The organism is Kitasatospora sp. NPDC058115, assembly GCF_042884635.1.
In the GTDB taxonomy this organism is placed as follows: Bacteria; Actinomycetota; Actinomycetes; order Streptomycetales; family Streptomycetaceae; genus Kitasatospora.
This window is the reverse complement of record NZ_JBHVTL010000003.1, coordinates 191,206-205,485: the sequence shown is the minus strand read 5'-3', so window position 1 is coordinate 205,485 and position 14,280 is coordinate 191,206. Positions and strand designations below refer to the sequence as shown.

The 14,280-nt window shown below is 73.3% G+C and carries 14 protein-coding genes; 6 read left to right on the top strand and 8 right to left on the bottom strand.

Annotated elements, in window-relative coordinates:
• The first annotated feature begins 12 nt into the window (after positions 1-12).
• A complete protein-coding gene (locus ACFVVL_RS04520) occupies positions 13-726 on the top strand; it encodes an alpha/beta fold hydrolase (RefSeq protein WP_387671318.1) in 714 nt (237 codons plus the stop codon).
• Between the two features lie 80 nt (positions 727-806).
• Here ACFVVL_RS04520 and ACFVVL_RS04515 read toward each other — a convergent pair whose 3' ends face one another.
• Both ACFVVL_RS04515 and ACFVVL_RS04510 read right to left on the bottom strand, forming a co-directional pair.
• On the bottom strand, positions 807-1,073 hold the full coding sequence (locus ACFVVL_RS04515) for a protealysin inhibitor emfourin (RefSeq protein WP_380289084.1): 267 nt from the start codon (positions 1,071-1,073) through the stop codon (positions 807-809).
• 67 nt (positions 1,074-1,140) lie between these two features.
• Complete coding sequence (locus tag ACFVVL_RS04510; protein WP_387671316.1) at positions 1,141-2,160, bottom strand: M4 family metallopeptidase; 1,020 nt, start codon at positions 2,158-2,160, stop codon at positions 1,141-1,143.
• Between the two features lie 357 nt (positions 2,161-2,517).
• Between ACFVVL_RS04510 and leuA the strand changes: the two genes are divergently transcribed.
• The 4 genes from leuA to ACFVVL_RS04490 all read left to right on the top strand — a co-directional run bounded on the left by leuA (position 2,518) and on the right by ACFVVL_RS04490 (position 7,054).
• Positions 2,518-4,314, top strand: a complete 1,797-nt coding sequence (gene leuA / locus ACFVVL_RS04505) for a 2-isopropylmalate synthase (RefSeq protein WP_387671314.1) — start codon at positions 2,518-2,520, stop codon at positions 4,312-4,314.
• 424 nt (positions 4,315-4,738) lie between these two features.
• Positions 4,739-5,248: a TerB family tellurite resistance protein gene (locus ACFVVL_RS04500; protein ID WP_380289078.1), complete on the top strand. Its 510-nt coding sequence runs from the start codon at positions 4,739-4,741 to the stop codon at positions 5,246-5,248.
• Positions 5,249-5,457: 209 nt separating this feature from the next.
• The gene (recO, locus tag ACFVVL_RS04495; RefSeq protein WP_380289076.1) at positions 5,458-6,204 is read left to right on the top strand and encodes a DNA repair protein RecO; all 747 of its coding nucleotides are present in this window, start codon (positions 5,458-5,460) and stop codon (positions 6,202-6,204) included.
• A 4-nt stretch (positions 6,205-6,208) separates the two neighbouring features.
• A complete protein-coding gene (locus tag ACFVVL_RS04490) occupies positions 6,209-7,054 on the top strand; it encodes an isoprenyl transferase (protein ID WP_380289074.1) in 846 nt (281 codons plus the stop codon).
• A 124-nt stretch (positions 7,055-7,178) separates the two neighbouring features.
• Here the strand turns inward: ACFVVL_RS04490 and ACFVVL_RS04485 are convergent, their stop codons facing one another.
• From ACFVVL_RS04485 to ACFVVL_RS04470, 4 genes are read right to left on the bottom strand one after another with little or no spacing between them, the layout of a single operon-like run.
• Positions 7,179-7,589 carry a Fur family transcriptional regulator gene (locus ACFVVL_RS04485; protein WP_355373061.1) on the bottom strand — a complete coding sequence of 137 codons (411 nt, stop codon included), beginning with the start codon at positions 7,587-7,589 and terminating at the stop codon, positions 7,179-7,181.
• Between the two features lie 35 nt (positions 7,590-7,624).
• Positions 7,625-8,569: a metal ABC transporter permease gene (locus tag ACFVVL_RS04480; protein ID WP_380289071.1), complete on the bottom strand. Its 945-nt coding sequence runs from the start codon at positions 8,567-8,569 to the stop codon at positions 7,625-7,627.
• A complete protein-coding gene (locus tag ACFVVL_RS04475) occupies positions 8,566-9,345 on the bottom strand; it encodes a metal ABC transporter ATP-binding protein (protein WP_380289069.1) in 780 nt (259 codons plus the stop codon). Before ACFVVL_RS04475 ends, ACFVVL_RS04480 begins: the two co-directional genes overlap by 4 nt.
• 13 nt (positions 9,346-9,358) lie before the next feature.
• Positions 9,359-10,372, bottom strand: a complete 1,014-nt coding sequence (locus ACFVVL_RS04470) for a metal ABC transporter substrate-binding protein (protein WP_387671311.1) — start codon at positions 10,370-10,372, stop codon at positions 9,359-9,361.
• A gap of 191 nt (positions 10,373-10,563) precedes the next feature.
• On the opposite strand from ACFVVL_RS04470, the gene ACFVVL_RS04465 reads away from it, so the two are divergent.
• Positions 10,564-11,946, top strand: a complete 1,383-nt coding sequence (locus ACFVVL_RS04465; RefSeq protein ID WP_380289066.1) for a glycine--tRNA ligase — start codon at positions 10,564-10,566, stop codon at positions 11,944-11,946.
• Between the two features lie 129 nt (positions 11,947-12,075).
• Here the strand turns inward: ACFVVL_RS04465 and ACFVVL_RS04460 are convergent, their stop codons facing one another.
• A complete protein-coding gene (locus tag ACFVVL_RS04460) occupies positions 12,076-13,368 on the bottom strand; it encodes a hypothetical protein (RefSeq protein WP_387671310.1) in 1,293 nt (430 codons plus the stop codon).
• 164 nt (positions 13,369-13,532) lie between these two features.
• On the bottom strand, positions 13,533-14,144 hold the full coding sequence (locus tag ACFVVL_RS04455; protein WP_387671309.1) for an NADAR family protein: 612 nt from the start codon (positions 14,142-14,144) through the stop codon (positions 13,533-13,535).
• Positions 14,145-14,280 lie beyond the last annotated feature (136 nt).

Sequence of the window (14,280 nt, the reverse complement as noted above, 5' to 3'; positions counted from 1 at the left end):
GGAGGGGGCGCGATGAAGCTGCACACGCGTGAGTGGGGGTCCGGCGACCGGGTCGCGCTGCTGGTCCACGGGATCATGACCGACCACCGCAGCTGGGCGTCGGTCGGCCCGGCGCTCGCCGAGCGCGGCTACCGGGTGATCGCCGTGGACCTGCGCGGCCACGGCGCCAGCCCGCGCGGCGAGGGCGCGACCCCGGTGGAGCGCTACGGCCCCGAGCGCTACGCCGACGACCTGGTCGACACCCTGCCGCAGGGCGCCGACCTGGCCATCGGCCACTCGCTGGGCGGGCTGGTCCTGCTGCGCGCCGTCGAGCGGCTGCGGCCGGCCCGGGCCGTCTACTCGGACCCGGCGTGGAAGTTCGTCCAGCCGGGCCTGTTCGACCCGGCGGTCTTCGCGCAGTTCAAGCGGGCCACCCGGGCGCAGCTCACCATGGTCAACCCGCGCTGGGCCCCCGCCGACGTGGACGTGGAGCTGGCCACCCTGGCCCTGTGGGACCCGGACACCGCGTTCGCGCTCTCCTCGCTGTACGAGGGGGCCGTGCTGCCGGGCGCCCCGGCCGTGCCCTCGCTGGTGCAGCTGGCCGGCAACAGCTGGCTGATCGGGCCCGAGGACGCCGAGGTCCTGCGCGGCCTCGGCTATCAGGTCCGCCGGGTGGACGGGGCCGGCCACACCATCCACCGGGACGACCTCGCGGGCTTCCTGGCCTCCCTCGACGGCTGGCTCTGAGCGCCGGCCGGCTCTGGGCGAGGCGCGGCCCTGAGCGACGGGCGGCCCTGAGCGCCGGGCGGGGAGCGGGGCGGAGGGGCTCAGGCGCCTTCGCGCAGGACGAGGGAGACCAGTTCGCGCTGGGACGCGGTGAGCTTCGGGTCCGCGCAGTGCACCGTGCGCCCGTCGACGGTGATCTCGTAGTGGTAGCCGTCCGGCACCCCGTAGGAGGGCGTGCGCAGCCCGCCCGCGACGGCCTCGCGGGCGAGCGCGTGCACGTGCGGGGCGTCCACCCGCTCGGTGGTGTCGAGCTCAGCGCGGCGGACGTGTCCCGCGAGGCCGCCGGTCCGGGTCACCTGGATACGCATGGTGTCCATGGTGCTACCCAGCGATGGCGTTTGCCGGGGTTTTCCCGGACCTTGACTTAAGCGCGACTCAAGCCGGGCTGATGCCGACCTTCGCCCAGGAGGCGGTCACCGTGTCGGCGACCTCCGGTTCCGGGTAGCGGGCCTTCGCGGCGGCGACGGTGGCCCGGGCGAAGGCCGTGAAGTCGGCGTCGGAGGGCAGCCGCCGGCCGGTCAGCGCGTCGTACCAGATCCGGCCGGCGCGTTCCCAGGCCGGGCCGCCGAGTGCGGTGGCGAGCAGGTAGAAGGCGTGGTTGGGGATGCCCGAGTTGATGTGGACCCCGCCGTTGTCCCGGGAGGTGCGCACGTAGTCGCGCAGGTGGGCGGGCTGCGGGTCCTTGCCCAGCCGGGGGTCGTCGTAGGCGGTGCCGGGCGCCTTCATCGAGCGCAGGGCGACCCCCTGCACGCCGGGGGCGAGCAGTCCGGCGCCGACCAGCCAGTCCGCCGCGGCGGCGTCCTGCTGCAGCGCGTACTGCTTGACCAGGGAGCCGAAGACGTCGGAGACCGACTCGTTGAGCGCCCCGGGCTGGTCGCGGTACTCCAGGCCGGCGGTGAACTGGGTGACGCCGTGGGCGAGTTCGTGGCCGATGACGTCGACGCAGGCGGTGAAGTCGCCGAACACCTCGCCGTCGCCGTCGCCGAAGACCATCCGCCGGCCGTCCCAGAAGGCGTTGTCGTACTCCTGGCCGTAGTGGACGGTGGCGTCCAGCCGCAGGCCCTGGTCGTCGATGGAGTGCCGTCCGTAGACGGCGGAGAACAGTGTCCAGGTGGCGCCGAGGCCGTCGTAGGCGTGGTTGACGGACTGGTCGGGCAGGGGGCTCTCGCCCTCCCGGCGGACGGTGCGGCCGGGCAGGCGTTCGCGGTGCCCGGCGTCGGAGATCACCCGCTCCAGGCGGTCGGCGGTCGGGGCGGGCGGGGCGGCGGTGAGCCGGGCGGCCCGGTGCGCGGCGTCGAGGGCGAGGGAGCGGGCGGCGGGCGCGTGACCGTCCTCGGCGAGGCGGTCCAGGACGTACGGCGGAACGATCGCGCAGAGCGTCGGTTCGGCTGTCATGTGGCCCAGCGTGAGGCATCGATGACGTGTTGTCACCGGCGCGGACGGGATTGCGCGCCGCCCGGGCGCATCCGCGCGCCGTCTCAAGGGGTGGGAAGAGCGCGCGGCCGGCTTCGGGGTCGCGCGGCCCTGGGTTAGGCTGGGCCGCATCATGCGCAACGGGCTGCTTCTTCTTAGCTGCCGCGTCGAGGGCCTGTAGTCCACCAAGGGCCGGCTCCCTCGCCGCGGGGACTGTGCTGCGCGCTGATTCCGGTGGCCCCACGGGGGCCGCGAGCGGCAGCAGGCCGGCCGAGTCGGGTGAGGACACCGCCCCGACCAGCCCGCACCACGCATCACAGGAAGCCGAGAGTCGCCCCCATGACCGAGCAGAGCTCCGCCGCGCCCGTCCCCGCCGCCCGCGCCTTCGCCGGCCGGCCCACCCCGATCACCGCCGGCTCGGTGCGCCAGCGGCCGTCCGGCATGCGGCACGGCCGCTACCTGCCCTTCGGCACCGTCGACCTGCCGGACCGCACCTGGCCGTCGAAGGTGATCACCAAGGCGCCGCGCTGGCTCTCCACCGACCTGCGGGACGGCAACCAGGCGCTGATCGACCCGATGTCCCCGGCCCGCAAGCGCAAGATGTTCGACCTGCTGGTCGCGATGGGCTACAAGGAGATCGAGGTCGGCTTCCCGTCCTCCGGGGCCACCGACCACGCCTTCGTGCGCTCGCTGATCGAGGAGGGGGCGATCCCGGAGGACGTCACCATCTCGGTGCTGACCCAGGCGCGCGAGGAGCTGATCGAGAAGACCGTCGAGTCGCTGGTCGGCGCGCCGCGGGCGACCGTGCACCTGTACAACGCGACCGCGCCGCTGTTCCGCCGCGTGGTGTTCCGCAACGACAAGGAGGCCACCAAGGCGATCGCCACCGACGGCACCCGCCTGGTGATGGAGTACGCCGAGAAGCTGCTGGGCGACGACACCGTCTTCGGCTACCAGTACTCGCCGGAGATCTTCGTCGACACCGAGCTGGACTTCGCGCTGGAGGTCTGCGAGGCGGTCATGGACGTCTGGCAGCCGGGCGAGGGCCGCGAGATCATCCTGAACCTGCCGGCCACCGTCGAGCGGGCCACCCCGAACGTCCAGGCCGACCAGTTCGAGTGGATGTCGCGCCACCTGTCGCGCCGCGAGTTCGTCTGCCTGTCGGTGCACCCGCACAACGACCGGGGCACCGCCGTCGCCTCCGCCGAGCTGGCCTACATGGCCGGGGCCGACCGGATCGAGGGCTGCCTGTTCGGCCAGGGCGAGCGGACCGGCAACGTCGACCTGGTGACCCTGGGCATGAACCTGTTCTCGCAGGGCATCGACCCGCAGATCGACTTCTCCGACATCGACGAGGTGCGCCGCACCGCCGAGTACTGCAACCAGATGGAGGTGCACCCGCGCCACCCGTACGCCGGCGACCTGGTGTACACCTCCTTCTCCGGCTCGCACCAGGACGCCATCAAGAAGGGCTTCGACGTCCTGGCGGCGGACGCGGCCGCGGCGGGCGTGCCGGTCGAGGAGCACACCTGGGGCGTGCCGTACCTGCCGATCGACCCGAAGGACGTCGGCCGCACCTACGAGGCGGTCATCCGGGTCAACAGCCAGTCCGGCAAGGGCGGCGTGGCGTACGTGCTGAAGAACGACCACAAGCTGGACCTGCCGCGCCGGATGCAGATCGAGTTCTCCCGGATCATCCAGACGATGACCGACGCCGAGGGCGGCGAGGTCACCCCGGCCGAGATCTGGCGGGTCTTCGAGGACGAGTACCTGCCGACCACGGCGAACCCGTGGGGCCGGATCTCGCTGAGCGGTTCGCGCACCCTGACCACCGAGGACGGCCGGGACGCGCTGACCGCCGAGGCCGTGGTGGACGGCGCGCCGGTCACCCTGGCCGGTACCGGCAACGGCCCGGTCTCCGCGTTCGCCGACGCGCTGGCGCAGATCGGCGTGGACGTACGGGTGCTGGACTACGCCGAGCACGCGCTGAGCGAGGGCGGCGACGCCCAGGCCGCCGCGTACGTCGAGTGCGCGGTGGACGGCCGGGTGCTGTGGGGCGTCGGGATCGACGGCAACACCGTGCTGGCCTCGCTGAAGGCGATGATCAGCGCCGTCAACCGGGCGCGGCGCGGGTAGTTCGTACGAGTGGACATCGCCGGGCCGTCCCGTTCGGGGCGGCCCGGCGGCGTTCCCGGACCGGGCCGGACGGCCGCGGGCCGGGGGGCGCACGTGCTGTGTCCTGCGCCACATTTTTTCCGGGATCGGACCGTTCGAAGTACTGACACGTGTCGGCAACCGTGGCAACATCGTCCCACCGGAAAGCCGGGTCGGTGGGACGATCCGGTGGCCGGTCGCGTGACCTGCCCATTGTTGTGCAGGCCGCCTGCCATGTCTGGGGAGTGGCGCCGTGACAGGGATGTGGGGTGTTCGCCCGCGGTGGCGGACTGACGTTCTCGGTGACTTCTTCTGTCCAGGCTGCGGCGGGGACCGCAACTACCGCCGGCAACACGGCCGGCGGTGGCTGCGGCTGCTGGGAACCCCGGTGCTTCCGCTCGGACCGGTGATCGGCAGTGTGCAGTGCACCAGTTGCCACGGCCGGTTCGGGGTGGAGAGCCTGGAACAGCCCACCTGCGTGCGCCTGGGCGGGATGCTGCGCGACGCGCAGTACACCGTCGCGCTGGCCCTGCTGGCCGCGGGCGGCACCGCGCACCGCGCGGCCCGCGAGGCCGCCTGCGCGGCGGTCCGGGACGCCGGCTTCGAGGACTGCGGCGAGGCCCAGGTGCTGGCCGCGATGGCGGCGCTGTCCGGGCTCGGCGGCGAACTCTACGACGCGCACGGCATGGCCGGCGGGCTGGCGGTGGAACTGCACGCGGTGCTCGAACCGCTCGCCCCGCACCTGGCCGGGCCCGGCCGGGAGCGGCTGCTGCTCCAGGGCGCGGCGATCGCGCTGGCCGACGGCCGGTACCGGCCGCAGGAGCGGGAGGCGCTGGACGCCGTCGGGCGCTGCCTGGACCTGCCGCAGGCGCGGGTCGGGGCGCTGCTGGAGGCGGCCACCCGGGCGCCGTACTAGACCTTCCCCTTCGTCCTCCCCCCGTGCCCCGTTCCTCCGGACCCCCACAAACCGGGCCCCCACCCCCTCCGGGGCCCGCCGTGACCCGCACCGTTCGGCGATCCCCCACGGCCCGGTGCGGGCACACGGCTGTCCGCCGGAGCGGGACGGCTGGGGGACAATGGTGGGATGTCCGTACTGTTCGAGGCCCGCTCCGGCGAGGCGGGCGCATGAGCCTCTTCCGGGACGACGGCGTGGTGCTCCGGGCGCAGAAGCTCGGCGAGGCCGACCGGATCATCACCCTGCTCACCCGTCACCACGGCAAGGTGCGCGCGGTGGCGCGCGGGGTGCGCAAGACCAAGTCGAAGTTCGGCGCGCGTCTGGAGCCGTTCTCCCACGTGGACGTGCAGTTCTTCAGCCGGGGGAGTGAGCTGGTCGGGCGCGGGTTGCCGCTCTGCACCCAGGTCGAGACGATCGCCCCGTACGGCGGTCGGATCGTCGCCGACTACGGCCGCTACACCGCCGGCACGGCCATGCTGGAGACGGCGGAACGGTTCGCCGAGAACGAGGGCCAGCCGGCCGTCCAGCAGTACCTGCTGCTGGTCGGGGGGCTGCGCACGCTGGCGGACGGGCCGCACCAGCCGCACCTGGTGCTGGACGCCTTCCTGCTGCGGTCGCTGGCGGTCAACGGGTACGGCGCGAGCTTCGACGACTGCGCCAAGTGCGGCATGGAGGGCCCCAACCGGTTCTTCTCGCTGCAGGCCGGCGGCGTGCTCTGCGCGGACTGCCGGGTACCCGGATGTGCCGTACCCTCCCCTGAGACACTGGTACTGCTCGGGGCGCTGCTGTCAGGGGACTGGCGGACGGCCGACGCCTGTGAGCCGAGGTACTGGCGGGAGGGCAGCGGCCTGGTCGCGGCCTATCTGCAGTGGCACCTGGAGCGGGGCATCCGCTCGATGAGATACGTGGAGAAGTGAGCACATGGCAGCGCGACGGCTCTTCGGCGGCGGCAAGCAGCGGGAGTACCTCCCCCCGACCCCGCACCCCAGCGGCGCCCGGCCCCCGAAGATCCCCGGCGAGCTGGTCCCCGGCCACGTCGCGATCGTCATGGACGGCAACGGCCGCTGGGCGAAGGAGCGCGGGCTGCCGCGCACCGAGGGCCACAAGGTCGGCGAGGGCGTCGTGCTGGACGTGCTGAAGGGCGCGATCGAGCTGGGCGTGAAGAACGTCTCGCTGTACGCGTTCTCCACCGAGAACTGGAAGCGCTCACCCGACGAGGTGAAGTTCCTGATGAACTTCAACCGCGACGTGATCCACCGCCGCCGCGACGAGATGGACGCGATGGGCGTGCGGGTGCGCTGGGCGGGCCGGATGCCCAAGCTGTGGAAGAGCGTCGTCCAGGAGCTCCAGGTCGCCGAGGAGCAGACCAAGGACAACGACGCCGTCACCCTGTACATGTGCGTCAACTACGGTGGCCGGGCGGAGATCGCGGACGCCGCGGCGGCCATCGCGGCCGATGTGGCGGCGGGCCGGCTGGACCCGAAGAAGGTCAACGAGAAGACGCTCGCCAAGTACCTGTACCACCCGGACATGCCGGACGTGGACCTCTTCCTGCGGCCCAGCGGCGAGCAGCGGACGTCCAACTTCCTGCTCTGGCAGTCGGCGTACGCGGAGTTCGTGTTCCAGGACGTGCTCTGGCCGGACTTCGACCGGCGCGACCTGTGGCGGGCCTGCGAGCAGTACGCGATGCGTGACCGCCGGTTCGGCGGGGCGATCCCCAACGAGGTGCCGGCCGAGCTGGGTGCCGAGGTGCCGGCGCAGCGCTGAGCGCGTCGTCCGGCGCCGGCGCCGGGTGCGCGGAAGGGCCCGCGGGAGGTGACTCCCGCGGGCCCTCGTGGTGCTTGCGGCTTCCCGTGCCCGGCTTGGGGCGCCCGGGTTCCCGCGTCCGGCTTCAGGCGCGCTTGGCGCACTCCGCGCAGGTGCCGAAGATCTCCAGGGTGTGCGCGATGTCGCTGAACCCGTGCTCGGCGGCGACCGAGTTGGCCCAGCGCTCGACGGCCGGGCCCTCGACCTCGACGGTGGCGCCGCACTGCCGGCAGACCAGGTGGTGGTGGTGTCCGCTGCTGCACCGGCGGTAGACGGCCTCGCCGTCGGCGGTGCGCAGGACGTCCACCTCGCCGGCGTCGGCGAGCGACTGGAGCGTCCGGTAGACGGTGGTGAGGCCGACCGAGTCGCCCCGGTGCTTCAGCATGTCGTGGAGCTCCTGCGCGCTGCGGAAGTCCTCGATCTCGTCCAGGACCGCCGAGACGGCGGCGCGCTGCCGGGTCGATCGGGCTCGCGGCGACGGGCCTGCGGTGGTCACCGTGGGTCCTCCTGGTGGTGTGGGCGGTTGGCACCTCATTGTGCCAGCCCCGCACTGGGCGCCGGAGTGATCTCGCCGGTCCGGTCCGGCAGGCCGGGCCCGGCCCGCTCCGGGTCCGGCAGCCGGACGTCGCAGACCTGCGGTCCGGCGTCGGGGGTGGTGCGGTGGCGGCGCCGGGCGAGCGGTGCGGCGATCGCGCTGAACACCGCGAACACCGCGATGGCGAGCAGCACGATGGCCGGGCCGGACGGCACGTCGAGCTGGTAGGAGCCGGTGACGCCGGCCAGGGCGACGATCACGCCGACCGCGATCGCGCCGGCCTGGGTCGCGGCGAAGGAGCGGGTGAGCTGCTGGGCGGCGGCCACCGGGACCACCATCAGCGCGCTGACCAGCAGCAGGCCGACCACCCGCATGGCGACGGTGACGGTGACCGCGGCCATCACGGCGAGCAGCAGGTTGAGCAGCCGCACCGGGACGCCGGTGACCTTGGCGAAGTCCTCGTCCTGGCAGATCGCGAAGAGCTGGCGGCGCAGGCCGAGGGTGACGGCGACGACGACGGCGCCGAGCGCGGCGATCGTGGCCAGGTCGGCGGGGGAGACGGTCAGGATGGAGCCCCAGAGGTAGCTCTCCAGTGAACCGGCGCCCGCCTGGGCGGACTTGGAGACCAGCAGCTTGCCGCAGGCCATGCCGCCGTAGAAGAGCATCGCGAGGGCGATGTCGCCGCGCTGGTTGCCGCGCGAGCGGACCAGCTCCATGGTGACGGCGCCGAGCACGCAGACCAGGACGGCCATCCAGACCGGGCTGGTCTGGAAGATGAAGCCGAGGCCGACGCCGGTCATCGCGACGTGGCCCATGCCGTCGCCCATCAGGGCCTGGCGGCGCTGCACCAGGTAGATGCCGACGGCGGGGGCGGTGAAGCCGACCAGGACGGCGGCGATCAGCGCCCGTTGCATGAAGTCGTAGCTGAGCATCTCGGTCATGACAGCAGTCCCCGGATCCGTTCGTGGTCGTGGCCGTGGTCGGCGTGCGGGTGGACGTGGTCGTGGCCGGGCAGGGCGTGCAGGCCGGTGTTGGGGACGGGCGGGCCGTCGTGCGCGACGCAGCCGTCGCGGAGCACCACGGCGCGGTCGATCAGCGGTTCCAGCGGCCCGAGTTCGTGCAGCACCAGCAGGACGGCGGCGCCGCGCGCGACCTCGGCGCGCAGGGTGTCGGCGAGCACCTGCTGGCTGGCGGCGTCCACGCCGGCCATCGGCTCGTCCATGATCAGCAGGTCGGGGGAGCCGGCCAGCGCGCGGGCGATCAGCACCCGCTGCTGCTGGCCGCCGGAGAGGTCGGCGACGCCGTCGCCGGCCCGGTCGAGCATGCCGACGGCGGCCAGCGCGCGGTCCACGGCGGTGCGGTCGGCGCGGCGGAACGGCAGCAGCCGGTGCAGCGGCAGCCGGCCGGTGGAGACGACCTCGCGCACGGTGGCGGGGACGCCGGAGGCGGCGGTGGTGCGCTGCGGGACGTAGCCGATCCGGTGCCAGGCGCGGAAGCGGGCGAGCGGGGTGCCGAACAGTTCCAGGCCGCCGCGCTCCAGCGGGACGGCGCCGGTGACGGCCTTGACGGTGGTGGACTTGCCGGAGCCGTTGGCGCCGAGCAGGGCGACCACTTCGCCGGGGCGGACGGTGAGGTCGACGCCGCGCAGCACCGGGCGTCCGCCGCGCGAGGCGACGGCGTCGTGCAGGCGGACGGCCGGGGGTGTCGGGGGAGTCATGCCGGTGGTCCCGTCAGCTGGTGGGGGTGGCGGCGGCGCCCGGGCCGGCGTTCGCGCCGGTGCCCAGGGCGGCCCGGAGGTTGGCCAGGTTCTGCCGCATGACGGTGAGGTAGTCGTCCTTGGCCCGGTCTTTGACGCCCTCCAGCGGGTCGAGGACGGCGGTGCCGAGTCCGAGGTCCTTGGCGACCGTCTCGGCGAGCCTGGGGCTGGCCAGGGTCTCGAAGAAGATCGTGGTGACGCCGTTGTCCCGGGCGGCCTTCTGGACCTCGGCGAGGCGGGCCGGGGTGGGCTCGGACTCGGGGTCGACGCCGTTGATGGAGACCTGGGTGAGGCTGTAGGCCTCGGCGAGGTAGCCGAAGGCGGCGTGGCTGGTGACGAAGGTGCGGCTCCGGGCGTCCTTCAGCCCGTCCTTGAACTCCTGGTCCAGGGTGGCGAGAAGGCCGACCAGCGCGTCGGTGTTCCTGCGGTAGTCGTCGGCGTGGGCCGGGTCGGCCTCGGCGAACCCGGCGCCGACGCTGCGGGCCACGGCGGCGTAGCGGGTCGGGTCGAGCCAGATGTGCGGGTCGCCGGCGGCCTCGTCGTGGTGGTGGCCGTCGTCCTCGGCGTGGTGGTCGTGGCCGTCGTCCTCGGCGTGGCCCTCCGGGAGGTGGTGGTCCTCCAGCGGGACGGCGGCGGTGGCGTCCACCGTGACCTTGGCGTGGGAGCCGGCGACCGCCTTGTCGACGGTGGGCTGCAGGCCCTTGAGGTAGACGATCGCGTCGGCCTTCTGGACGCGTCCGACCTGCTTGGCGGTGAGTTCGAGGTCGTGGGGCTCGACGCCGTCGGCGGTCAGGCCGGTGACCTTCACGTGCTCGCCGCCGATCTTCGTGGCGAGGAACTCCATCGGGTAGAAGGACGCGACGACGTTCAGCCGGCCGTCCGCACCCTGCGCGCCGTCGCTGCTGCCGCAGGCCGTCAGCGTGAGGGCGGCGGCGAGGGCGGTGGCGGCCAGGGCCAGGGTGCTGCGGGCACGTCGTCGGATCATCATGACAACCATTCTCAGATTAGATGGAAATGATTGTCAAATCACTCGGACGGGTGAACGGGCGGTGACGGTGAGTGGGCCGGTACCGGCGATACCGATTTGAACCCTGTACCCATATGGCCGGTAACCTGAGGTATTCGGGTACGCGCAACCAGCCGTGCCCTGACCGGGCCGTACGTACTGAAGAGAGCACTGTGGCAGCCGACAAGATCGAGACGATCGTCAGCCTGAGCAAGCGCCGTGGCTTCGTCTACCCCTGCAGCGAGATCTACGGCGGCACGCGTGCCGCCTGGGACTACGGTCCGCTGGGCGTCGAGCTCAAGGAGAACATCAAGCGCCAGTGGTGGCGTGCGATGGTCCAGGCCCGCGAGGACGTCGTCGGACTCGACTCGTCGGTGATCCTGGCCCGCGAGGTCTGGGAGGCGTCCGGCCACGTCAAGACCTTCAACGACCCGCTGACCGAGTGCCTCTCCTGCCACAAGCGCCACCGGGCCGACCACCTGGAGGAGAAGTACGAGGCCAAGCACGGCTTCCCGCCGCCGAACGGCCTCCAGGACATCAACTGCCCGGACTGCGGCACCAAGGGCCAGTTCACCGAGCCCAAGGACTTCTCGGGCATGCTGAAGACCCACCTCGGCGTCACCGAGGAGGCGAGCGGCCTGGCGTACCTGCGCCCGGAGACCGCCCAGGGCATCTTCACCAACTTCAAGGCCGTCCAGACCACCTCGCGCAAGAAGCCGCCGTTCGGCATCGCCCAGGTCGGCAAGAGCTTCCGCAACGAGATCACCCCCGGCAACTTCATCTTCCGGACCCGCGAGTTCGAGCAGATGGAGATGGAGTTCTTCGTCAAGCCGGGCGACGACGAGCAGTGGCACGAGTACTGGCTGCAGCAGCGCTGGGACTGGTACGTCGGCCTCGGCCTGCGCACCGAGAACATGCGCCTGTTCGAGCACCCGAAGGAGAAGCTCTCCCACTACGCCAAGCGCACGGTGGACATCGAGTACCGCTTCAACTTCGGCGGCACCGAGTTCTCCGAGCTGGAGGGCATCGCCAACCGCACCGACTACGACCTGTCGGTGCACAGCGAGGCCTCCGGCCAGGACCTCAAGTACTTCGACCAGGAGTCCGGCGAGCGGTACTTCCCGTACGTCATCGAGCCGGCGGCCGGCCTCAACCGCGCCCTGCTGGCCTTCCTGCTCGACGCCTACTTCGAGGACGAGGCGCCGAACGCCAAGGGCGTCATGGAGAAGCGCGTCGGCATGCGCCTGGACCCGCGACTGGCCCCGGTCAAGGTCGCGGTGCTGCCGCTGTCGCGCAACGCCGACCTCTCGCCGAAGGCCCGCGGCCTGGCCGCCGACCTGCGCACCGCGTGGAACGTCGAGTTCGACGACGCCGGTGCCATCGGCAAGCGCTACCGCCGCCAGGACGAGATCGGCACGCCGTTCTGCGTGACGGTCGACTTCGACACCCTGGAGGACAACGCGGTGACCGTGCGCGAGCGCGACACCATGACGCAGGAGCGCGTCTCGCTCGACCAGGTGAAGTCCTACCTGGCCGCGCGCCTCATCGGCTGCTGACGCCCGATCGCTTCGCGGGGAGCCCCCGTCCGCCCCTTCCGGGCGGGCGGGGGCTCCTGCTGTTCCCGGGCGCCGTTGCGCCGCCCGCCCGGCGTGCTGCCCGCCGTCGCGACGCGTCGGCGCGGTCCGTCAGCGGCGGCCCCAGCGGGAGCGCGGCCGGGCGGCCGGGGCGGTCGGCAGGCCGGCCGTGCGCAGCGCGGCGAGCGTGGTGCGATGGCGCGCGGGATCGTCGAGCAGCGGCGTGAGCAGTGCCTCGTACAGGTCCGGGCGGCCGGCCAACGCGGCGGCCAGCCGGACCAGTTCGGCCGGCGGGCGGATCGCCGGCAGGCCGCCCAGCAGCAGGGCGGGCAGCGGCGGGGCCATGGTGACGGCGAGCGCGGCGAGGTCCCCGGCGGGCCGGCCGGCCGCCTGGCGCAGCAGCGTGCGGGCGTCGGCGGCGCGGTCCGCCCGGTAGAGCCCGGTGGCCAGCGCGGCCAGCTCGGCGGTCGGCGCGGAGCCCCACTCCCAGAGCAGGGTGACGCCGTCGGCGTGCTGGCCGGCCCGCTCCAGGGCGTCCAGCAGCGCGGGCAGCGCGGCGGCCGGGCAGGAGCGCAGCGCGTGGAACAGGTCGCCGGCCTCCTCGGCCAGCCCCGCCTGGCGCAGCTCGGCGAGGGTGGTGGCGGCGTGCTGGGGTCCGGCGTGCACGGCACTGCGGACCAGCTGGACGGAGGCGCCGGCCGGGCCGCGGCGGGCGAGCAGGGCGGCCAGCTGGGCGGTGTCGTGCGGGGTGAGGTGCTCGGCGCCCTGCTCCAGGACGGCGGCGGCCTCCTCGGGGGAGGTCCGGCGGTACAGGGTGGTGATGCGCTCGGCGAGGGCGGACAGTTCGGCCGGGGTGCGGCGCCGGGGCGGGGCGGGGGGCGCCTGCTTCCCGGCGGGGGCCTGCCCGCCGTCGTGGGGGCGGCCGGTGCCGCCGTCGTGCCCGCCGGTGCGCACGCTGTCGTGCCCGCTCGTGCTCGTGCTCGCGCTCGTGGTTCCGCGGTCGGCGGCGGGCGGGACGGGCGGGGCGGGCGGGGCGGGCGGGGCGGGGGTGATCGGCGGGTCGGTGGGCGTGCCGGTGGGCTGACGCGGGATCCAGCGGCGCGGCGCCGGTTGCCGCAGCCGGTCCTCCAGCGCCTTCAGCTGGTCGCTCAGCTCCAGGCAGCGGGCGCCCAGCCCCTCGCGCAGCGTCCGCGCCTGGGTCAGCTGCCGCAGCAGCTCGCCGTCCGGCCGCTGCCGCTCGGGCAGGGCGCGCAGCGCCTCGGTGAGCCGGCGCTCGCGCTGCCCCGCGTACTGCCGGGCACGGAGTAACTCGTCCAGCTGCGCTCTGAGTTCGAGAGCGGCCTGCTCGCTCTCGCTGCCGCCCGCGTCCGGGGCGAGGGGCTGTTCCGTCTGCCGTGTACGCATGATCACCGCAACCTGTCCAACTGGGCCCTGACGGCAAGACATCCTCGCGTCGGAATGCGGCGGTGGCGTTACGGCAGTGCGTCCACTGGCTTGCGAGTGGTGTCCGGGAGCGCGCGGGGCGCCGCGGTGGTGAGCACCCCGGCGCGCGCGCCCGGCCGGAGCGCCTATCCGGCGGCGGTCGTGGCGGTCGCCGTGGCCGCCGCCAGCCGGGTGCGGGCCTCCATGAGGGCGAAGCCGAGCAGGTTCTCGCCGCGCCACTCGGCGGGGCGCCGGGCGCGCTCGTTGTCGGCGCCGAGGCCGATGCCCCAGATCCGGTCGAGCGGGCTGGCCTCCACCAGGACGCGCCGATGTGTCGACAGCAGGTAGCCGAGCAGGTCCTCGTGGCCGCCGAACTTGGCCGCGTTGCCCCGGACCACCAGCTCGAACCGGCCGGCCGTCCACGTCGCGTCGTCGAAGTCGCGGACCTGCCGGCCGAGCTTCTTCGCCTCGGCGGGGCTCGCCGCCGCGAGGATCCGGGCGAGCGTCCGCTCGTCCCCGAACATCCGGGCCTTGCCCGCCATCATCCAGTGCTCGGCGGTCGCGTACTCGACGCCGTCGACGGTGAACGGGTGCCCGGGCCACCACTGGCTCAGCACCCCGGGGCCGAGCGCGCCGTCCCGCTGCTCCTGGTGCCCCCAGAACATCAGCCACTTGGGCTCCGCCCCGGCCGCCACGGCGGTGGCCAGCGCGGCGCGGTCACGGGTGTCGAGGGGGTCGGTCGTGCGTTCGTCGCTCATATCGTCATGCTGACACGAAGGGGTCCGCGGCGACCACGGATTTTCCCGGCCCCGGCCGCACGGTGATGGCGGCGAAACAGTTGAGCCATGAACTACAGAATGTGACATATTATCGGGCTCGGTCGAATCCGGACGT